This window comes from Chromatiaceae bacterium, assembly GCA_024235395.1.
Taxonomy (GTDB): domain Bacteria; phylum Pseudomonadota; class Gammaproteobacteria; order Chromatiales; family Chromatiaceae; genus Thiosocius.
The window spans coordinates 587,616-608,609 of sequence record JACKMK010000001.1; the positions used below are offsets into that span (position 1 = coordinate 587,616).

Consider the following 20,994-nt stretch of genomic DNA (forward strand, 5'->3'; position numbering starts at 1 on the left):
GGGCAAGGTACGGTCCTTGCTTCGTTACCTGCCGACGACCGCCATGTGGCGCGGGCCTCGAACGGGTATGGGCCCGGATGGTTTTCGGAGCGACCCCAGACGTATGGCTGACACACTGCTCATCATCGAAGACGAGAAGCTGCTCGGCAAAGAGATGCGGAGGCGTTTCGTCAAGCAGGGATGGGACGTCACCCTTGTGGAAGATCTCGCGGGCGCACGCCGCGAGCTGATCGACGAAGAACTCGAACCGCTGATCGTACTGGCCGACATGAATCTCCCTGATGGCAACAGCCTGGATCTCCTGAAGGAAACCCGTGCCGGCACGTCACAGATCGGTGAATGGATCCTGATGACCGCCTACGGCACCATCCCGGACTCGGTGCGCGCACTGCAGCTGGGTGCCCACGACTTCCTCGAGAAGCCGGTGGACGACGCACGCCTGGACATGGCCGTACGGCGCACGGCGCGCAGCGCGCGGGCGCACCGGCGCCTGTCTTCCGAGGCTGCCAGCCAGGTCGCGCGTCACGGCCCGGCGCGCTTCATCGGGCGCAGCGACCGCGCGGAAGAGACCCGGCACATGCTCGACCAGATAGCCCAGGCCGATTTCAGTGCGCTGGTGCTGCGTGGAGAGACCGGCACCGGCAAGGGCCTGGCTGCAAAGATCCTGCACTACAACGGTCCGCGTGCCGAGGGCCCGATCGTCGAGGTCAACTGCGCCGCCCTGCCCGGCGAATTGCTCGAGTCCGAACTGTTCGGCCACGAAGCCGGCGCGTTCACAGGGGCGAAGGGACGCCGCGCGGGGCTGTTCGAACAGGCGGACGGCGGCACCTTGTTTCTCGACGAGATCGGCGAGATGCCGATGAACCTGCAGGCGAAACTGCTCAAGGCGGTCGAGGACCGCACGGTCCGGCGTGTCGGTGGTAGCCGCGAGATCCGGATCGACGTGCGGATCATCGCGGCGACCAACCGTGACCTGGAGCAGGAGGTCGTCGAGAACCGCTTCCGCAGCGATCTCTTCCATCGCCTGAGCGTCTTTCAGGTCGTGCTCCCGAGCCTCGCCGAACGCCCGGAAGATATCGAAGACCTGGTACAGAGTTTCATCACCGAGTTCAACGATCGCACCAACCGGCGTATCCGCCAGGTTCCGGACGAGGTATGGCGCGAGCTGAAGGCGCACCAGTGGCCTGGCAATGTACGCGAGCTGCGCAACGTCATCGAACGCTGCGTATTGCTGTCGCGCGGTTCGACGTTGGAGCGACGCTGGTTGCAGCTCGGTTCGGCCACGAACGGCGGACCGCAGGTCGAAGGTGACCGGATCAGCTTTCCGCTCGACGGCAGCATCAGCCTGGATGAGATCGAACGGCGGATGATCGAGGCGGCGTTGCAACGCACGCGCGGCAACGTCACACGCGCTGCGGCGGTGCTGGGGATAAGCCGTCAGACCATGCGTTATCGAATCGAGAAACACGCCATCGACACCAGGGTATCCGGCTTGGCCTGACCCGCAGGGTACTGCGCGTTCTGCGACGAGCACAGGACAGACCCCGGGTCATCGTCCAGACAGGCCGACGGGACCAACGCTATGAACAGTCGATTCGCCTACCTTCGCGAGCGTTTGAGGACCAGCCTGTGGCCCATCCCCGCGGCCCTGTGCCTGGCCGGCGGCGTCACCGCGGTATTGATGTTGTGGCTGGACACGCGGTTTCAGATAACGGTCGACGACAGTCCCTGGTCGGCACTGGGAAACGACACCGTGCAACGTGTGATCGCCGTCATCGCCGGCTCGATCATCGGCGTCGGCGGCGTCGCTTTTTCGATCACCATGGTCGCGCTCACGCTGACGTCCGGCCAGTATGGGCCGAAGATACTGCGCAATTTTCTCGAAGACCGTACCAGCAAGGTGACCCTGGGGCTGTTCCTCGGCAGCTACGCCTATTCGCTCATCACTCTGAGCGGTTTCACCCTGGTCGAAACTCCGCGCTTTTCCCTGCTGGGCGCACTCGCGAGCGCGTTTGCCGCCCTGTTCGCATTCGTTCAGTTCATGCACCGCACGGCAACCGACCTGCAGGCCGACCAGATCGTGCAACGGATAGGCCGCCAGCTGCACCACACGCTGAGCGACATGGCCGACGTCAAGCACGGGCCGCGGCGCAGCGACGACACAGCGCATTGGCGGCGGGCCACGCGCGGCTGCAGGCGGTTCGAGTTGGCCGCCACACAGCATGGCTATGTCCAGGCCATCGATTACCAGGGGCTGAGCCGTCTGTGCGCCAAACATGACTGCACGCTGATGGTGCGCGCGCGCGCCGGCGACTTCCTGATCGGCGGCCTCGGCGCCTTCAGTGTCTATGCGGCGAACCAACGAGAAATCGAGGGCATCCTGCAAGAGACGAGGCGCCATGTCGTGGTCGGCCCCGTGCGTACGCCGGTACAGGACGCGGAACATGCGATCAGCCAACTCAGCCAGTTGGCGGCACGGGCCCTCTCCCCGGGGATCAATGACCCGGGCACCGCGATCACCTGTATCGACTGGTTCACCCGGGCCCTGGCGGAGATCGTGGACCGCGACCTGCCCGGATGTATCGTATCGGATGACGAAGGCAACCCGCGGTTGCTGATTCGAACCCCGCGCTTCGCCGGACTGGCAAAGGCCATCTACGCGCCGATGCGACAACTGGCGGATGCCAACATAGCCGTGTGCATACGCCTGCTCGAGTCACTGTGCAGCCTCGCTGAACTAACCCGTCGCCCCGAGCGCCTCGCTGTACTTCAGCAGCATGGCGACCTGATTCTGGATTCGCTGCAGGACGAGGTCAGGCAGTCGTTCGACGCCCGGGACATTCAGCAGCGTTATCGTCGGCTACGTGCACGCACCTCGTGCTGACCTGAGCACAACGCACCTGCATCCGGGCGGCCTTACAGCGACGCCTGTATTCTCTGCGCGACCGATACGCCGGCGTCTCAGTTCGCGATCTCGCCGAGCGGATCATTCGGCGATTCAGGGGCTTCGACGAGCCCGAACTCGCGCAGCCGGGAAAAGAACTCGTCGCATTCGATGTAGTGGCTGCCGTCGCAGGAAAAGTTCATACCGATCAGACCGTTTATGCGGTTGATGGACGCACTTCGGAGGTAGATCTGTTCATCCGATACGCGCAATCTTTTGAACTCCGAGAGGATCAGGTCCATGCGTTGCAGTTCGATGCGCGGTTGACGCGCCTCGTAGGACAGGGACGGAAGACTTTCGAGAAATCCTGGATTGAACACCTCTTCCTTCACGTACACCTTGTAGCTGAACGGATCGTCATAGAACCAGCAGGTCAGCTGGGACGAGGAATAGTGCGCCTTGACATGGAACGCACCCTTGCTGCCGAACAGAGTGCAGACGATCTGGTGCAGCTGGTCGATGCGTTCATCGAACAGGCTGACCTGGCGTGACTGTTGGAACAGAAACGCACGGACCGACGGGTCTCCCTTGATCTGCAACCAATGCTTGGGCATGTCACACACTCCATTCAACGATCGCCGTGCGGTTCATCCGTTGGCTCGTTGTCGTTGATGGCTATCTTAGTCTGCACATGCTGATCGCAACCGCGCTCACTGCAAGGTTACGGTGGTCGATCCATGGCGTCCGTCGCAGTGACAGTGCGACCCTCACCTGGCTGCAGTCTCCAGGTTGATTGTCCGGCCACCCGCACTCAGGGAACACAGCGGGCGCTCCGCGTTCTCGGCGTTGTCGCGCCACTCCCATGGCGGCAACGGCTGGTCCCCCGCCCACAGGCCCTGATGTTCGAGCCTGGCGACCGCTTGCGCAAAGGCATAACGACTCGGCCTCTCTCGCACCGTATCCCAGGCCCAGCCGAGCTGGACCATGTTCTGGTTCACCTCGCGTCCGTCCACGTAGAGCCGGACCAGACGATTTCCGCCAGCATCGACGCCTTCCCATTCGTAGGTCACGTCGCCGCGCAACATCTTTCGCAGAACACGGCGCGCGGCCTGGCCGCCCGGCTGGCAGAGTTCGGGGGCATCGATGTCGGCGAGCCGCGCCGGCTCGCCGTTCAGCAGCACCTGGTCGCCGTCGATCACCTGCAACGAGGCGGAATGGCCGGTGGCCGACACGAACAGCAGTGCAGAGAAAAGGGTCGCCCCGATCCGGGCGCGGGAGAGCCCGCTCGTGACGGAGAATGATGTCAGTATGCGCAGCATCGTCTGATCTCTCGTCGGTGTGCGGAGTCGGCCGCTTTGCCGATCCGCTTTTCAATAGAAGAGGCGGCCGAACAACGTAAGGGTTCAGTCGCGAATTCAGAACCCGGTCACACAACGCGCAGCGGACCACTGAATCGGCGAATCGGGTTCGGCAAACGGCGGATGAATAGGGCCGCGATTCGGATCGTCACCCACATCGGCGAACCCGCCGGCGGGTCCCACTGCGTCATCGCACCCCTGGCATCGAATCCTGTGTCGAGTGGTCAGCCACCAAGGGTGCTCAAGACCGCCTGCGTCGCTTTGCCGACCGGTGGCTTCGATACGTCCCTGCCGACCAGCATCTCGCCGACACGCGCCGAGGCCCCGTCGTAGAAGCCCACCTCGGAATCCGCACCGGGCGGCGGGTTGCTCAGGGTGCCGAACAGCGCGTCCCACAGTGGCAGATCCGAGTAGTTGAACCCATGGGTACCGCGCCCGTGGTGGATCCGATGGCTCTCCGGACGCTGGATCAGGAATCCGAGCCAGCGAGGTGTCGCGATGTCAGCGTGTTGAAATACCGCATTGAACGCGAGAAAAGCCGCCGCCGCACCGGCCGCCGACGGTGACAACCCCAGCAGCGCATACAGCACGAACACCGCAATCGAGGTGAACAGTGCAAGGTCCAGCGGATGACCGAAATAGGCGCCAAAGGCATCGATTCTCTCGGCGCTGTGGTGCATCTGGTGTCCGACGAAGCGCCACAGCCGATCCGAACGATGCACTGCACGGTGGTACCAGTAGTGCAGCAACTCATACACCAGTACCCCGATGACGGCGCCCTCGAAGGTTCCGAGCCCGCTGCCGTCGATCAAGCGCAATTCGCCGATCAGGGCGCTCGCCAGATCGCCGATCTGGCCGACGAACAGAAACATCGCGACACTCACGGTGCCGGCACGCCACCGCCAGCCGGCGATCTCGCGCTGAGCACTGCGCCGCAGCACCCTGTCGAGCACCAGAAACACAGGCAGCATCGACAAAGTGAACAGTTCAATTGCATCCATCATACGTTCAGGTCTCCGTGGTCTATCCAACAGGCTCGGTGCGTCGACGGTGTCGCCGCGGCTGTGGTCCTACGCGGTAGGGCGACGGGATGGTTCGACCAGCCCTCTTTGCGCAGTTACGCAACAGGCTGGAGAAGAGGATTCAACGACTCGCGCACGATGGGCGCGACGCGCGAGATCAGCGAAAGCCCTGTCCCCCACCGCACTCGGCGGCGGTACCGGACAGGGCCTGCGCACGATCGCAGGATGGTTGGACGCTTTGGCCCGGGGGCCGATTCGCGAACGACCCCGAATGCGTTTGAGCCAGGCAGGTTTCGCCCAACCCCCTCAACGGGACCTGCGCGTCGAAAACCACGCCAACGCGCGGTCAAAAACCTGAGACGTTCGCATGCAGGCGCGGCTATCTGCCGCCCGCCACCTCGAGGAAGCTGCCGGTGGTATACGAAGCGTCATCGGAAAGCAGCCAGAGGATCGCTGTCGCCACCTCCTCCGGAAATCCCCCACGCTGCATCGGCAATGACGTCTTGATGCGGTCGACACGTCGCGGTTCGCCGCCGCTGGCGTGCATGTCCGTGTAGATGAAGCCGGGCCGTACCGCGTTGACCCGGATACCCTCCGTTGCGACCTCGTTCGCCAACCCCCGGGTCAGGGTATCGACGGCACCCTTGGAGGCCGCATAGTCGACATACTCACCGGCCGATCCGAGACGTGCCGCCGCCGAAGAAACGTTTACGATGGCGCCACCATCGCCACCGTGGCGTGTGGACATCCGCCGCACCGCTTCGCGGGCGCACAGGAAGGCACCGGTCACATTGGTCGCGAAGATTCGCGCAATGCGCGCCGCATCGATGTCCTCGACGCGACTCTGCCGCGCCAACACCCCTGCGTTGTTGACCAACGCGGTGAGCGTCCCCAATCGATCATCGACAGTCTCGAACAGTGCCACCACGTCCGATTCGACGGAAACGTCGGCCCTGATTGCGACGGCCGTACCACCGCCGGACCGGATCTCGTCGACCACTGCCTCCGCGGCCTCGCGGTCCGCACGATAGTTGACCGCTACCGCATAGCGGCGTGTTGCAGCCAGTCGTGCGGTAGCGGCGCCTATGCCGCGGCTGGCACCGGTGATCAGGATGACGGGTTTCATGAGTGGTGCTTCCTCGGCGATGGGCAATGCTCGATTGTACGGCGCACCACCCTGCCCCGCCCTCGACGTGACGAGAGCCCTACCGGGCCAGCGTCGCAAGAACCCCCGGCGCTTCCGTGCGCCGCGGCGGCCGCGAGCCGCGACCGCACGTCTCAATAGCCGCCGACATACCGACCCGCGCCGCTCGCTGTCTGGACGCCTTCGCGTTGCTCTCCGGCGATGTGCCACACGCCGCCAATGCCGTCACCACTGCGGTCGCCCGGCTTGGAGTCTCCGGCAAAGTAGTAGAGCGGCCGGCCCCGGTAAGTCGCCTGGCGGATGCCGTCTTCACGACCGACGGCTGCCGATTCGCGATCACCGAGGGCACCGGCGATCACTGGCGGCCATTGTGCTGCACAAGGTCCGTAGCAGGCACTGACTCCGCTGTCCGGGCGATCCTTGTCGAAGATGTAGGTGGTCCTGCCATCGCGATCGGTGAGGCCGGCTGGTGACCCGCCGCGGGTGTACGACGACTGGCAGGCCGCCAGGGCGACGGACACGGCGGCAATTGTGACGGCGTGGCTGAAACGTATGCGGTCGAACATGACATGTTCCTCTCTGGTATTGAAATCCGGGTCCAGCGGTTGCAGATCGATGCCAACCGGGGACTGCACACCCCGGCACATCGCCCAACAGCTGGGTTCAATCCCAGTTACGCATTGCGAGGCCCACGGAGATTCAGTTTTTTGTGACAGGATGCCGGCCGGCGTAAACCCTCCCTTCTGCGGCGCCCGCACCCGAGCCGGATTGGGCACAAGCACCGGGGCATACAGCTTGTGGATACCGAGACTGCCTGCACGGCGACCTCGGCGGGAAGGTTTCGGACGGGGTCGCGCACCGCCGCGCCGGCACGCCCTTTGCGCAGACCTCGACTAGACTGTTTGACGAGAAGTCCGCCCCGGCTGCCGCATGACGCGTCTCGACCGACAGCAACAGAGCAACGACCTGGCAATGTTGATCGGGCGCTGCGCGCTGCGCGACCAGAACGCCTGCCTCGAGCTTTACGATGCCACCTCGGCGAAACTCTTCGGTGTGATCCTTCGTATATTGAAACGGGAACACTGGGCCGAGGAGGTCTTGCAGGATGTGTATCTCAAGGCATGGCATGCTGCGGACAGCTACAACGCGGCGCGGGGGCAGCCGATGACCTGGCTGATCAACATCGCGCGCAATCGCGCAATCGACTTTCTGCGTGGCGCCGAGCATGCGGCGGCACAGCGCAGCGATGATCTGGACGACGAGTTGCCTTCGGCGCTGGATCCGGTGCGCTCGGCCGAGACCGACGCCGAGCTGCGTCGACTGACGGATTGCCTGGGCCTGCTCAAGGAGCCGCAGCGTGAATGCATCCTGATGGTCTACCACCAGGGATACACTCCGACCGAGGTGTCGCACCGCAGAAGCCATCCGATCGGCACCGTCAAGACCTGGATCAGGCGCGGACTCGCACAGTTGCGGGACTGCATGCGCCGATGAGATACGACGACCCGACCCTGCGACGACAACTGGCGGGCGCCTACGCGCTGGGCACGCTGCGCGGTACGGCGCGCAGGCGTTGGGAACGCCTAATGCAGCAGGACCGCGAACTGCGCCGGCTGGTCGTCGAGTTTCAGGAAGACCTGGTGCCGCTGGCACTCGCGGCACCCGAGGTCCGGCCGCCCGCCCGGGTGCGCAGCCGGCTGGCGGCCGCCGTAGCCCCACCCACTCGTCAGTCCGCCGAACCCGGCTGGTGGCAACGCCTGGGGTTCTGGCGTGGCCTGGCTGGCGTCAACGCAGCGCTGGCCGTCGCGCTGATCGCGTTCATCGGGGTCGGCGTGTTGCGGCAGGCACCGCCTGTCGCATCCGAACTCGTCTATGTCGGGGTGCTGTCCGATGTGAGCGACCAACCCAAGGTCGCGGTCCTCGCCTACAACCGTCCGTTCCGGCTGGAGATCACGGCGAAGGATGCGCTCAGCGCACCGCCGGGCGCCGAGCTGCGTCTGTGGATACGCGAACGCGACACCGACCGCGCGGTGTTTCTGCGCGCGATACCCGCCGGAGAAAAGGTGTTCGCCCTCGACGACGAGCGGTGGAAACTGTTGCGCGATGCCAAGGCGTTGTTGATCACCCGCGGCACAATCGGCACGCCTACCGCGGTGCCGGGCGGCGAGATTCTCTATCAGGGCGTGTGTGTCAATCTGAAGAAATGGTCGAATGCGCGTGCCGGCGGCTGATGGCGTTGACGGCGCCTCGTATCACAGCTACGCTCGGGCGATGCTCACATCGAATTCGGCACAACACTGCTCCGTACCCGACGGTCGTCTCTGGCGCCTGCGTCGACGTACCTTTGTTTGTTGCTGCCGTATCCACCTGACCTAGCAGACCCCCGGCAGCCGCGAATCCCGCCGCGACTGCCCGCCTGATCATTGCTCGCTGCCGGAACCGTGGTTGCCATCGACCGAGGCGACCCATGCACGCGACCACACAACAACCGGATACTGCGATCAGCGGCGGACTGCTGGTCGTACTCGGTGCCGTCGGATTCTCCGTCAAGCCCGTGTTGATCAAACTGGCGTACGCCGACAGCACACCGGTCGACGCGATCACCCTGATGACGCTGCGCATGCTGATCGCGCTGCCGCTGTTCCTCGCGGCCGCCTTCTGGCGCGACAGGGCACCGACACAGCGCAATGGACCTGGTGACTGGATGGCCCTCACGCTGCTCGGGGTGATGGGTTATTACCTCGCGAGTCTGCTCGATTTCACCGGGCTGCAATACATTTCCGCGGGCCTCGAACGCCTGATACTGTTCCTGTATCCGACCTTCGTGGTGCTGTTCAGCGCCCTGCTGTACCGGCGTCCGATCGGCAGTGCGCAGCGCCTCGCGCTGCTCTTGAGTTACCTCGGCATCGTGCTGGTATACGGCAACGATCCACTCGCGGGTTCGCCGGACATAAACCTCGGCGCGGCCCTGGTCCTCACCAGCGGTATCGTATTCGCATTGTACCTGACCGGCAGCGGGCACCTGATACCACGCTTCGGTTCACGTCGGTTTACCGCCTATTCGATGTCGATCGCGGCTGTCGCGACGGTGCTGCATTTCGCGGCGTCCCACCCGCTGCAACAACTATGGGTGTCTGCCGACGTGTTCGGTCTGGCGTTGGCGCTGGCCGTGTTCTCGACCGTGCTGCCGGCGTTTCTCGTCAACGCGGGTATTCGCCGAATCGGGGCCGATCACGCGTCGATCATCACCTCGGTCGGACCGGTCATGACGCTCGCCCTGGCCTATCTCGTGCTCGACGAGTCGCTCGGTCCCGTGCAGGTCGCCGGGGCGCTGCTGGTGTTGCTCGGCGTGATGCGGGTCGGTCTGGGCAAGGCTGCACACCGCCCCGCTCCCAACCATCGGGAGGAGTCGCAATGACCACACGATTCGATGCCGTCATGCCGATCGCCAGGCGCCGCGAGACGGTATTCGTCTCCGGCCAGGGCTCCTGGCTCATCGACGAGCAAGGACGGCGCTACCTCGACTTCGTTCAGGGCTGGGCGGTCAACGCGTTGGGCCACGGTCATCCGGCGATTGTCGAAGCGCTGCAGACCCAGGCCTCGCTGCTGATCAATCCCAGTCCGGCGTTCTACAACCGGCCGATGCTGGAACTCGCGAACCGTCTCGCAGACAGCAGTGCGTTCGACCAGGTGTTCTTTGCCAACAGCGGCGCGGAGGCGAATGAAGGGGCGATCAAGCTCGCGCGCAAGTGGGGATCGCTACACCGCAACGGTGCATACGGAATCATCACATTCGAAAATGGCTTTCACGGCCGCACGCTGGCGACCATGGCGGCCTCCGGCAAACCGGGGTGGCAGGCGTTGTTCGAACCCAAGGTCCCCGGTTTCACCAAGGTTCCGTACAACGACCTCGACGCGGTCGCCGCTGCGGCCGACTCGCACACCGTCGCGGTGATGCTCGAACCGATCCAGGGCGAGGCCGGGGTCATCCCGGCGGATAGCACATTCGTCCAGGGGCTGCGTCAGCTGACCCGCGAACGCGAGATGCTGCTGATCTTCGACGAGATACAGACCGGCATGGGCCGTACTGGATCACTGTTCGCCTACCAGGCACTCGGTGTCGAACCCGACATCATGACCCTCGGCAAGGGCATCGGCGGCGGAGTGCCCCTGGCCGCTTTGCTGACCACCGACGCCGTCAGCTGTTTCGCGCCGGGAGACCAGGGCGGCACCTACAACGGCAATCCGTTGATGTGCGCGGTCGGTCTCGCGGTGCTGGACTGGCTGTTGCAGCCGGGTTTCCTCGATCGGGTCCGCGCGCGCGGTGACTATCTGGCACGGGGTCTGATCGATCTCGCACGGCGCCATTCCCTCGGTCCGGTGCGCGGCCGCGGGCTCCTGCTCGCCCTCGACACCGCCGAGCGGGACGCCCCGGCGATCGCCACGCGTGCCCATGATCTGGGGCTGCTGATCAACGCGCCGCGCCAAAATGCGTTGCGATTCATGCCGGCGCTGAACCTGTCCGAAGCCGAGATCGACGAGATGCTGTCGCGGCTCGACCGCGCTGTGGCGATGGAGGACTAGACGCGTGCATTGACGGTGTCGACCAAGCGGCGCCCACGCCATCGCCCAAAGTTGTTGCAGCCGACCCTGCACAATTAGGTTGCCTCGTCGCGATTGCTCAGCATACTTAACGACGATACCGACAGTTCCCGGACAGCCAACTGTCCTTCGCCGCCCAGGAGGCCGAATCGATGAACCTGAACGAAGCCCTGACCCGTCTGTTGCGCGCAACGCTCGGCTCGCTGGCCGTACTCGCCCTGTCCGGTGCCGCGCAGGCCCTGGAAGACAAGCTGGTCGTCGTGACGTCGTTCCCGGAGGACCTCACCAGCGTGTTTCAGGCGGCATTCGAACGCAGCAATCCGGGAACCCAGGTCGAGGTACTGAACAAGAAGACCTCGGCCGGCGTGAAATACATCCAGGAAACCTCTGCCAACCCGACTGCCGACCTGTTCTGGGTATCCGCGCCGGACGCATTCGGGGTGCTCAAGGGTCAGGGCCTGCTGCAGCAGTACCAGCCGAAGTCGGAGGGCATACCCGACATGATCGGTTCATTTCCGATCAACGACCCGGACGGCTATTTCTTCGGTTTTGCCGCATCCGGTTACGGCATCATGTACAACACGCGCTACCTGAAGGCGAAGAAACTGCCGGTCGCCAAGGAATGGGATGATCTCAAGCAGGCGGTCTACTTCGGACATGTTGGGATGTCCGCACCGTCGCGTTCCGGAACCACGCACCTGACGGTCGAAGCCATACTGCAAGGCGAGGGCTGGGACAAGGGATGGGCGACGCTCAAGGAACTGGCCGGTAATTTCAAGACCATCACCGAGCGCAGCTTCGGTGTCCCTGATGGCGTCAACAGCGGCGACTTCGGGATTGGCATCGTGATCGACTTCTTTGCCTATTCGTCCAAGGCATCGGGTTTCCCGGTGGACTTCGTCTACCCGACCATCACTGCGCTGGTGCCCGCCAATGTCGGCATGGTCAAAGGTGCGCCGCACCCGGAGGCGGCGGCTGCGTTCATCGATTTCCTGTTGTCCGATGAAGGCCAGGAGTTGCTGTTCGATGCCAAGATCCAGCGCCTGCCCGTCAAGCCCGCGATCTATTCCAAGGCGCCGGCCGGGCTGCCGAACCCGTTCGAAGACAAGTCGATCGGTGCCGCGGTCAAGTTCGACTCGGACCTGTCGGAAGGACGTTACAACGTCGTGAACTCGCTGTTCGACCAGTTGGTGACCTTCCGCCTCGAGGAGCTGCAGACCGCGGTGCGCGCGGTCCAGGAGGCCGAAAAAGCGCTCGCCGGCAGATCGAATCCCCAGGCCGGGGCGCTGATCGCCGAGGCACGATCCTTGATCGCTGCAGTACCGGTCACGGAGACCGAGGCCGGCGACCGGGCATTCGCGTCGATCTTCTCGAAGAAGCGCAAGAAGGCCACCGACGAGGTTCCACAACGCCAGGCCGAGGTCGAGCAGGAGTGGGACAGCTTTGCGCGCACCAACTACGCCAAGGCAACGGAACTGGCCGAACAGGCAGCGAAGATCGCGCGCTGATTCGATCTGTTGATGCCGGTCCGGCCCTCGCCGGGCCGGCGCCATTCCAGGTTTACAGCCGATAACATGTCATCCGCCAGTCGTCAGCGATGGGGTCCCACCGGCGTCGCCTTGGCGCTCGCGCTTTTTCTCGTCGCGTTTCTGATCGTACCCGTGCTCAAGGTGATCCTGGTCGCTTTCCAGGATCCGCACACGGGCAGTTTCACGCTGGTCAACTTCCAGGACTTTTTCAATACGTCGCTGTTCCGCGAATCGTTCTGGAACTCGCTGTATGTGGCCGGCATGTCGGTGATGCTCGCGAGCATGATCGCCATACCGCTGGCCTACTTCACGACCCGCTTCAACTTCGGCGGCGCATTGCTGATACAGACACTCGGGGTGATCCCGCTGATCATGCCGCCTTTTGTCGGCGCGGTGGCGATGCAACTGCTGTTCGGCAGCAATGGCAGCGTGAACCTGCTGCTCGACGAATACTTCGGTTTCACGATTCCGTTCATGGAGGGACTGAACGGCGTGATCCTGGTCGAGAGCATTCATTATTTTCCATTCATCCTCACCAACCTCGCAGCCAGCCTCGCCAACATCGATCGATCGCTGGAAGAATCGGCACAGAATCTCGGCAGCAGCGGCGTGCGGCTGTTCCGGAGGATCGTCTTTCCGCTGGCGATGCCCGGCTATGTCGCCGGCGCCTCGCTGGTCTTTCTGAAGGTGTTCGACGATCTCGGCACACCGCTGTTGTTGAACGTCAACAAGATGCTCGCACCGCAGGCCTACCTGCGGATCAGCTCGATCGGCATCACCGACCCGATGGGCTACGTGATCTCGGTGATTCTGGTGCTTTTCTCGGTGTTCTCCCTGTGGGCGTCGTTCCAGGCGTTCCGTGGGCGCGACTACGCCTCGGTGCAGAAAGGCGGTGGCGGCCTGCTCAGGCGCGACCTGCGCCGCTGGGAGAAGTTCGGTGCCTATGCAGTGATCCTGCTGATCCTGTCGTTGGTGTTGGCACCGCATATCGGCCTGTTGCTGCTTTCCTTCGGAACCGTATGGTCGTTTGCGGTATTGCCCGACGGATTCACCATCGAACACTACCTGCGGGTGTTCGAGACATCGTCGGAATACGTCACCAACACACTGTTGTACGCCGGCCTCGCGGCGACAATCGATGTCGTGTTGGGGACGGCGATCGCCTACATCGTATGGCGCACAGGCATCCCCGGCCGTCGCTGGCTGGACTATGCGGCGACTGCGGCACTGGCGGTGCCCGGCGTGGTGCTCGGCATCGGCTACCTGCGCACCTTCTACGGTTGGCAGGTACCCTTCGGCGATCAGCCGCTCGCATCCTGGTGGGTGATCCTGGTGATTGCGCTGTCCATCCGCCGCCTACCGTACGCGCTGCGCGCCTGCGTCGCGGCGCTGCAGCAGGTCAGTATCACGCTCGAGGAGGCCGCTGAAAACCTCGGCGCGACCACCTCGCGCACGGTGTGGCGCATCGTCGTGCCCTTGATGTCGGGAGGCATCCTGGCGGGCTTCGTCACCAGCTTCGCCACCGCGGCGGTAGAGCTGTCCGCGACCCTCATGCTGGTCGGACAACAGTCGGATGCGCCATTGTCTTACGGCATCTATGTGTTCATGCAGTCTGCTGCCGGGCGCGGCCCCGGTGCGGCACTCGGTATCATTGCGGTCGTGATCGTCGGTTTGGGCACCTACCTGTCGCATCGCATCATCGAACGTGGTCGGCGGCTACGCACCAGCGACCGCGTCATTGCCGAGACCGGGATCAATCTGGAGTGAACATCGACATGGCGGATGCGAAAAGCGTCACAGTAAGTTTCCACAACGTCGCCTTGGCGTTCGGTGACCATGTGGTGTTGCGCGACATAGACCTCGACATCGAGGCAGGAGAGTTTTTCGCGTTTCTCGGTCCCTCCGGTTCGGGCAAATCCACCCTGCTGCGCCTGCTCGCGGGGTTCGGTCCGACGCCGCAGGGGCAGGTGTTGATCGACGGCGAAGACGTCACTCGTCTGCCGCCATGGAAACGCCGGGTCGGCATGGTGTTTCAGAACTACGCGCTGTGGCCGCACATGACGGTGCGCCGCAATGTCGCATTCGGTCTGGAAGAGCGCAGGTTGCCATCCGCCGAAGTGCGCGAACGCGTCGACGCGGCGCTCGACGTGGTCGGCTTGCGCGAATATGCCGAGCGACGGCCGTCGCAGCTTTCCGGCGGGCAACAGCAGCGCGTTGCGCTCGCCCGCACTATCGTTGTCGAGCCGCGCGTGCTGCTACTGGATGAACCGCTGTCCAACCTGGACGCCAACCTGCGCATCCGCATGCGCGGTGAAATCCGGGAACTGCAGCAGCGGCTCGGCATCACGACGATCTTCGTCACCCATGACCAGGAAGAGGCAAATACGGTCGCCGATCGCATGGCGGTTCTCAACGACGGCATCCTGCAGCAGGTCGGCTCGCCGATGGCGCTGTACGACAATCCTGCTAACCGCTTCGTCGCCCGTTTCCTCGGCACCGCCAACCTGCTCGACGGCGACATCACCCGAGGAGCATCCGGTGCGGCACTGCGCATCGCTGCCGGGTTCGAGATCCCTATCGGACAGTTGGCAACCGATGCCGCGCGCGCCACCGCGATGTTTCGACCGCAGAATCTCGCGCCCCTCAGCGGCCCCCCGGTGGCGGATTCGAAACGGGTCCACTTCCCTGCCCGGGTGCGCCAACGTGAATTTCTCGGCAATCTGATCCGCTACGAGATCGAGGTCCACGGCCAGGCACTGGTCTTCGACGACATACACCAGCAGGGGACGCCGACCTATGAGGTCGACCAGATCATAGAGATGACGCTCGACCCTGCGCGGGTGCGCGTGCTGACCGGATAGCCCGTGTCGGACGGTGGTGGTCGGCGAGAGTCCCGGCCGTCTCGACCGTGTCAGGCGGCGGTGCGTTGCGCCAGACCGTCGATATCGAGGTGCAGGCCGAGGTCGAACAACGCGTCGATCTCGCGCGCCGGCGACGGTCGTGCAAAATAGTATCCCTGCATCAGGTCGCATCCCATGGCCCGCAATCGCCGACATTGTTCGCCGGTCTCGACGCCCTCTGCGATGACCGCAATACCGAGATCATCGGCAAGGCCAATCAGGGCATTGCACAGTTTCATGCCGGCGCCGTTCTCGCTGTCGTCCTGTACGAACTGCTTGTCGATCTTGTAGGCGTCGAAACGATAGTGCTGCAGATAGGTCAGGGAACTGTAGCCGGTGCCGAAGTCGTCCGCACTCAGGCGAAAGCCCAACTCCCCCAGGGCATGCAGATTCCGACGCACCTGGGCCTGTTCGCGGATCAGCGCGGTCTCGGTCACCTCCAGGCACAACTGCGATGCGGCAATCCCGGCACGCCGCACGATGGCAGTGATCTTTTCAACCACGTCATGGTCGACCAACTGGCGTGCCGACAGGTTGACCGACACGGACAAGGGGTTGCGTGCCGTGCCGAATTGGTTGTTCCATGCGCGGACCTGCGTGCACGCCTGCTCGATGACCCATTCGCCGATGGCCTGGATGACCCCGATCTCTTCGGCGACCGGGATGAACAGATCCGGGGGGATCGATCCCTTGAGTGGATGGTGCCACCTCAGTAGCGCCTCGAAGCTCGCGATGCGCTGCTCGCCGAGGTGCACCACCGGTTGATAGTGGACCTCGAACTCCCGGTTCTGCAGCGCCTGGCGCAACATCGATTCCAGCTCCGTCGCCTGACGCACATCCTCCTGCATGTCGGTATTGAACACCTCGATCCGCCGACCGCTGCCTCGTTTGGCACGGAACATGGCGATATCGGCATGGCGAATCATCGTCTCCGGCGCGTCATACGTTCCGTCGCTCAACGCGATCCCCACGCTCGCTCCGATCTGTACGGTGCGTTCCGCGACCATGAATGGGGCGTTCAGTTCTTCCAGGATGCGCTCGGCGATTGCCACCGCCTCGCCGGCGTCCGCGATCTGGTTGAGCAACACGATGTACTCGTCGCCGCCCAGTCGAGCCACCGTGTCCAGCGGACGAACCGCCCGCGAAAGCACACCGCCGACCTGGATCAACAGCTCGTCCCCGACCGCGTGCCCATAGGTGTCGTTGATCTGCTTGAAGCGATCGAGGTCGATGAAACACAGACCGAACAGGCGTTGCGGATCACGTTTCGAGATGCGGATTGCCTGGCGGATACGATCTTCGAACAGTGCACGCGTAGGCAGTGCGGTGAGGTCGTCGTACAGCGCAGCCTGCTCGAGCTGGCTGAGCAGTGTCACCCGTTCGCGGCGCTTGCGCACCGCCTGGATGGCGGCCAACCACAGGCCCAGGACACCTAGCATCCAGATCCCGAGATGCGTGGCCGACATCGCCCGGCTGCTCTGCTCGGCGGCGTGGAGATAAGGCGCAAGCGGCACCGAGACGCTGATCCCGCCACGCAGGTCGCCTGTCTTGTAGCCGAGCACGGCGTGGCACTTTTCGCATCCGGGCGTCATGTACATCGGCTTCATCAGCCGTAGATAGCGTTGTTCGCCAATCGAGGTCTCTTCGACAACCTCGTCGGTCTTGCCCTCGGAGAACGCCTCAAGTACGTCCTTTTCCCAGGTGTCCGGTGCATTGACCGGGTTGAGATACCGCAGCCCGGTGATCTTCCCCTTGATACCGTAGGTCTGCTCGAACTCTTCGGTCATCTGCCGCATCATGTAGGCGGGATTCAACAGCGTGAGCCGCTTGCCGTCGGTGGTCATAACGTCGCGGTCGGGAAGGTGCGCCAGATAGGGGCTCGGCGGCGTGGTGTCGGTGGGCGGCACGTAGACGCCGCCGTGTCGGGTCGCCCATTCGCGGAATGCCATGTCCTTGTTCCACAACGAACGCGCCTCACTGGTCGCGAGTGCGACCTTCTCGCGGTACAGGTAGCTCTGGTTCCAATGATTGGAATAGGCGACCAACGAGGTCCACCCCGCCAGCAACAGGACCAGCGTCAGCCCGAGGTGCCCCGAGAGGTAACTCTGCTTGCGTTCGTCAAACGATGTTTCGTCGGATCGTTGCGCCATGCCGCCGTTCCAGGTCCAGCGACGCATGCGTCGCCCACTGGTGCGTTAGCGACCCGACAGGCGCACAATTGAATACACGGATGGCCGTCCGAAACGGATCGGCAGCCAATTCGGAAGCGCGATCCCAGCGCACTCCGGCGCAGGATCCAGGTGGCGCGGGCATCGCCAGCGGAACAGGTGGTTCCGATAGGCGAGCAGGCATGATCCAGACGCGTGAACAGGGGATCGAGACCATGCTGGCGGAGATCGACGCCGAGGCGCGAATAACCCGCCGGATGACCGGCAGGCCGGGAATCGACGCGCGCATCATGGACGTGATGGCGAAGGTACCCCGCGATGCCTTCGTGCCCGAGGCGCTACGTGCCGCGGCGTTCGACAACGGGCCCCTGCCGATCGGACATGGCCAGACCATCTCGCAACCGTTCATCGTCGCACTGATGACCGACCTGTTGGCCCCGCGCCCGACCCACCGGGTACTCGAGATCGGCACCGGTACCGGCTATCAGACCGCGGTGTTGTCGCTGTTGTGCGACAGTGTCTACAGCGTCGATCGGATCGCCGCGCTCAGTGAGACCGCCGCGGCGCGGCTCGAGCGACTGGGTTTCCACAATGTGCACATCCGCACCGGCGACGGTCACGCCGGTTGGCCGGAGTTCGCGCCTTACGACCGGGTCATCGTCACCGCCGCCGCTACCCATATCCCGGCGGCGCTGGTCGACCAAATGCGCCCCGGCGGGCGGCTGGTGATCCCGGTGGGGCCGCCGCACGGTCCGCAGTCGCTGCTGTTGGTCAACAAGGATGCCGCGGGACAAAGCGAGGTGCGGGACGTCCTTGGCGTCGCATTCGTCCCGCTGGTTGCCGACGACGAGCGCCGCTGAGCGGGGTCAGGCCCCCACGGCCGCCTGCTCGACCAGCTCCCAGGTATTGCCGTCGGGATCGCGGCAGAACAACGCACGCCGCCCCGACCGGCTGAGGGTGTATCCCACCCCTGCCCGTTCCAGGCGCCGGATAAACTCGTCGAGGTCGCCGACCACGACCGCGGTGTGCCGATCACGGCCACCGTGCGCCGGACGGCCGTCGACCGGGTCGGGATTAGGCAGCTCGAGCAGGTGCAGCTGACGGTCGCCGAGCCGCAACCAGGCACCGGGAAACCCCAGGTCGGGCCTGCCCGGGTCGGGCTCGAGGCCCAGCACGCCGGTATAGAACCGTAGCGCGCGCCCGGTGTCCGCGACGATCAGACTGACGTGGTGCAACCCCAGTACCCTGCTCATGTCGACGGATCCTCCTGCCGTATCGCGATCAACGCCGCGCTGAGTATCAGACCGCCGCCCAGCCACTCGGCAAGCACCATGGTCTCGCCGGCGAGCCACCAGGAACTCGCGGCACTGACGACCAGCTCGAACAGCATGATCACCGCGGACCGCTGGACCGGCATGCTGGACACACCATAGACCACGAGCAGGGTCGACAACAGAAAGCCGCCGATACCGAGCGCGGCGCTGCCCCACCAGGCGCTCGCCGAAACCGCCGGCATGACCGGAGACTGCAGCCATATGTAACCCAGTGACACCACGACGACCCCCACCCAGGCCAGCTGGGTCTTTGCGCGCACGCCCAGCCCGGCCAGTCGCCGGGTCATCACGTTGTTCACCGCAAACGCCAGGCCGGCGCTTGCCGCCAGCAGATCGGCGCGATTCAACGGCACCTGCCCGACCGCCGGGTCCCACAACATCACCAGGGCACCGCCGATCCCAAGGGAGAGCATCAGCCAGGTCAACCCGGTCAGATGTTCGGCAAGCAACCAGCGGCCCAGCAACACGGTCCAGATCGGGGACAGGTAGAACAGCAGCACCACGCGCACCACCTCGCCCTCGAGAACCGCCAGCACGAACGCAAGGTTGGTCCAACCGGCGCCCAGCATCAGCCACAGCACGTCGCCCGACTGGCCGCGCGCCACGCGCCAGTCGATGCGGGCGAACGCCGCAAACAACAGCGCCGCCGAGCCGTAGCCGACCAGCGTCAGCCAGGCGCCGTGCATGCCGGCGTCCTCGAGGATCCGGGTCGGATACCAGACCACCCCCCAGAAGGTCGCCCCGTACAGCAGCCCCAAAGTCGGCCCGTAGCGGGCCAGCACAGCATTCATCAGACCGATCGCCTATAATCGGCCGCCCGGAAATACGCTGTCGCGCGCATGAACCCCGACCTGGCCAAACTCCAACCCTACCCGTTCGAGAAGCTCAAGGCGCTCATGGCGGGTGCCACGCCGCCCGACATGCCGCACATCGCGCTGTCGATCGGCGAGCCGAAGCATGCCACACCGCCATTGATCGCGGCAGCGCTGCAGCGGCACCTGCAGGACGGGCTGTCGACCTATCCGCTGACCAAGGGGATGCCGGCGCTGCGCCAGGCGATCGCCGGATGGCTGGAGCGGCGTTTCGCGCTCCCCGGGGGCTCACTCGACCCGGAAGACCAGGTATTGCCGGTCAGCGGTACGCGCGAGGCACTGTTCGCGTTCGCCCAGGCGGTCATCGATCGCGGCCGGCCGGCGCTGGTCGTCTGCCCGAACCCGTTCTACCAGATCTACGAGGGCGCCGCGTTGCTCGCCGGTGCGACACCGTATTTCGTCCCCTGCCAGCGCGACACCGGCTATCTGCCCGATTTCGACGCGGTCAGCAGCGAGACCTGGGACGCCTGTCAGCTGCTGTACCTCTGCTCCCCGGGCAATCCAACCGGCGCCGTGGCCCCGCAGGCAACGCTGCAGCACCTGATCACCTTGGCCGAGCGACACGATTTCATCATCGCGGCGGACGAATGCTACGCCGAGATCTATTTCGACGAGCGTGATCCCCCGGCCGGGTTGTTGCAGGCGGCCGCGGCGATGGGCCAAAACGACTTCCGACGCTGTGTCGTGTTTCACAGCCTGTCGAAACGTTCCAATGCGCCCGGCCTGCGGTCCGGGTTTGTCGCCGGCGACGCGCGCATCCTCGAAGACTTCCTGCGCTATCGTACCTACCACGGATGCGCGCTGCCGGCGCAGCACCAGTATGCGAGCATCGCGGCGTGGCAGGACGAACAGCACGTGCGCGACAACCGCCGCCTGTACCGCGAAAAATTCGCCGCGGTACTCGAGATACTCGACGGCTGCCTCGACGTGGACCCGCCACAGGCCGGTTTCTACCTGTGGCCACGCACGCCGATCGCCGACGACGCGTTCGCCCGCGGTCTGTACGAGCAGTTCAACGTCACGGTACTTCCGGGCCGCTATCTGTCGCGCGAGGTCGATGGCCTGAACCCGGGCGCCGGCCATGTACGCATGGCGCTGGTCGCCGGTCCGGAGGAAACCCTAGAGGCCGCGCACCGCATTCGCGAATTCGTCAACCGTCTGTAGATTGCAACATCCAGGAG

19 protein-coding genes are annotated in these 20,994 nt (G+C 64.4%); 11 read left to right on the forward strand and 8 right to left on the reverse strand.

The window, feature by feature from the left end:
* The first annotated feature begins 103 nt into the window (after window positions 1–103).
* Window positions 104–1,501: a sigma-54-dependent Fis family transcriptional regulator gene (locus H6955_02685; GenBank protein ID MCP5312434.1), complete on the forward strand. Its 1,398-nt coding sequence runs from the start codon at window positions 104–106 to the stop codon at window positions 1,499–1,501.
* Window positions 1,502–1,582: 81 nt separating this feature from the next.
* Window positions 1,583–2,884 (forward strand): DUF2254 domain-containing protein, encoded by a 1,302-nt coding sequence (locus tag H6955_02690; protein ID MCP5312435.1) that lies wholly within the window; start codon window positions 1,583–1,585, stop codon window positions 2,882–2,884.
* Between the two features lie 77 nt (window positions 2,885–2,961).
* Here the strand turns inward: H6955_02690 and H6955_02695 are convergent, their stop codons facing one another.
* The 5 genes from H6955_02695 to H6955_02715 form a co-directional block, all read right to left on the reverse strand.
* Window positions 2,962–3,498 carry a hypothetical protein gene (locus H6955_02695; protein MCP5312436.1) on the reverse strand — a complete coding sequence of 179 codons (537 nt, stop codon included), beginning with the start codon at window positions 3,496–3,498 and terminating at the stop codon, window positions 2,962–2,964.
* 153 nt (window positions 3,499–3,651) lie between these two features.
* Window positions 3,652–4,203: a thermonuclease family protein gene (locus tag H6955_02700; GenBank protein ID MCP5312437.1), complete on the reverse strand. Its 552-nt coding sequence runs from the start codon at window positions 4,201–4,203 to the stop codon at window positions 3,652–3,654.
* 263 nt (window positions 4,204–4,466) lie between these two features.
* Window positions 4,467–5,246 (reverse strand): sterol desaturase family protein, encoded by a 780-nt coding sequence (locus H6955_02705; GenBank protein MCP5312438.1) that lies wholly within the window; start codon window positions 5,244–5,246, stop codon window positions 4,467–4,469.
* Between the two features lie 397 nt (window positions 5,247–5,643).
* The gene (locus H6955_02710) at window positions 5,644–6,390 is read right to left on the reverse strand and encodes an SDR family oxidoreductase (GenBank protein MCP5312439.1); all 747 of its coding nucleotides are present in this window, start codon (window positions 6,388–6,390) and stop codon (window positions 5,644–5,646) included.
* 152 nt (window positions 6,391–6,542) lie between these two features.
* Entirely contained in the window at window positions 6,543–6,974 is a 432-nt protein-coding gene (locus H6955_02715) for a hypothetical protein (GenBank protein MCP5312440.1), read from the reverse strand.
* Between the two features lie 364 nt (window positions 6,975–7,338).
* Between H6955_02715 and H6955_02720 the strand changes: the two genes are divergently transcribed.
* The 7 genes from H6955_02720 (at window position 7,339) to H6955_02750 (ending at window position 15,400) form a co-directional block, all read left to right on the forward strand.
* The gene (locus H6955_02720) at window positions 7,339–7,902 is read left to right on the forward strand and encodes a sigma-70 family RNA polymerase sigma factor (protein MCP5312441.1); all 564 of its coding nucleotides are present in this window, start codon (window positions 7,339–7,341) and stop codon (window positions 7,900–7,902) included.
* Window positions 7,899–8,639 (forward strand): hypothetical protein, encoded by a 741-nt coding sequence (locus H6955_02725; GenBank protein MCP5312442.1) that lies wholly within the window; start codon window positions 7,899–7,901, stop codon window positions 8,637–8,639. The genes H6955_02720 and H6955_02725 overlap by 4 nt, the downstream gene beginning before the upstream one ends.
* A gap of 236 nt (window positions 8,640–8,875) precedes the next feature.
* Window positions 8,876–9,826: an EamA family transporter gene (locus H6955_02730; protein MCP5312443.1), complete on the forward strand. Its 951-nt coding sequence runs from the start codon at window positions 8,876–8,878 to the stop codon at window positions 9,824–9,826.
* On the forward strand, window positions 9,823–10,992 hold the full coding sequence (locus tag H6955_02735) for an acetylornithine transaminase (GenBank protein MCP5312444.1): 1,170 nt from the start codon (window positions 9,823–9,825) through the stop codon (window positions 10,990–10,992). The genes H6955_02730 and H6955_02735 overlap by 4 nt, the downstream gene beginning before the upstream one ends.
* Before the next feature lie 170 nt (window positions 10,993–11,162).
* The gene (locus H6955_02740; protein MCP5312445.1) at window positions 11,163–12,518 is read left to right on the forward strand and encodes an extracellular solute-binding protein; all 1,356 of its coding nucleotides are present in this window, start codon (window positions 11,163–11,165) and stop codon (window positions 12,516–12,518) included.
* A gap of 66 nt (window positions 12,519–12,584) precedes the next feature.
* A complete protein-coding gene (locus tag H6955_02745; protein MCP5312446.1) occupies window positions 12,585–14,306 on the forward strand; it encodes an iron ABC transporter permease in 1,722 nt (573 codons plus the stop codon).
* 8 nt (window positions 14,307–14,314) lie between these two features.
* Window positions 14,315–15,400, forward strand: a complete 1,086-nt coding sequence (locus H6955_02750; protein ID MCP5312447.1) for an ABC transporter ATP-binding protein — start codon at window positions 14,315–14,317, stop codon at window positions 15,398–15,400.
* A 50-nt stretch (window positions 15,401–15,450) separates the two neighbouring features.
* Here the strand turns inward: H6955_02750 and H6955_02755 are convergent, their stop codons facing one another.
* Window positions 15,451–17,589 carry an EAL domain-containing protein gene (locus H6955_02755; GenBank protein ID MCP5312448.1) on the reverse strand — a complete coding sequence of 713 codons (2,139 nt, stop codon included), beginning with the start codon at window positions 17,587–17,589 and terminating at the stop codon, window positions 15,451–15,453.
* A gap of 200 nt (window positions 17,590–17,789) precedes the next feature.
* On the opposite strand from H6955_02755, the gene H6955_02760 reads away from it, so the two are divergent.
* Window positions 17,790–18,467 carry a protein-L-isoaspartate(D-aspartate) O-methyltransferase gene (locus H6955_02760; GenBank protein ID MCP5312449.1) on the forward strand — a complete coding sequence of 226 codons (678 nt, stop codon included), beginning with the start codon at window positions 17,790–17,792 and terminating at the stop codon, window positions 18,465–18,467.
* Between the two features lie 6 nt (window positions 18,468–18,473).
* Here the strand turns inward: H6955_02760 and H6955_02765 are convergent, their stop codons facing one another.
* Both H6955_02765 and H6955_02770 read right to left on the reverse strand, forming a co-directional pair.
* On the reverse strand, window positions 18,474–18,860 hold the full coding sequence (locus H6955_02765) for a VOC family protein (protein ID MCP5312450.1): 387 nt from the start codon (window positions 18,858–18,860) through the stop codon (window positions 18,474–18,476).
* The gene (locus H6955_02770; protein ID MCP5312451.1) at window positions 18,857–19,732 is read right to left on the reverse strand and encodes a DMT family transporter; all 876 of its coding nucleotides are present in this window, start codon (window positions 19,730–19,732) and stop codon (window positions 18,857–18,859) included. Before H6955_02770 ends, H6955_02765 begins: the two co-directional genes overlap by 4 nt.
* A 48-nt stretch (window positions 19,733–19,780) precedes the next feature.
* Between H6955_02770 and dapC the strand changes: the two genes are divergently transcribed.
* Window positions 19,781–20,977 carry a succinyldiaminopimelate transaminase gene (dapC, locus tag H6955_02775; GenBank protein MCP5312452.1) on the forward strand — a complete coding sequence of 399 codons (1,197 nt, stop codon included), beginning with the start codon at window positions 19,781–19,783 and terminating at the stop codon, window positions 20,975–20,977.
* Window positions 20,978–20,994: the final 17 nt, after the last annotated feature.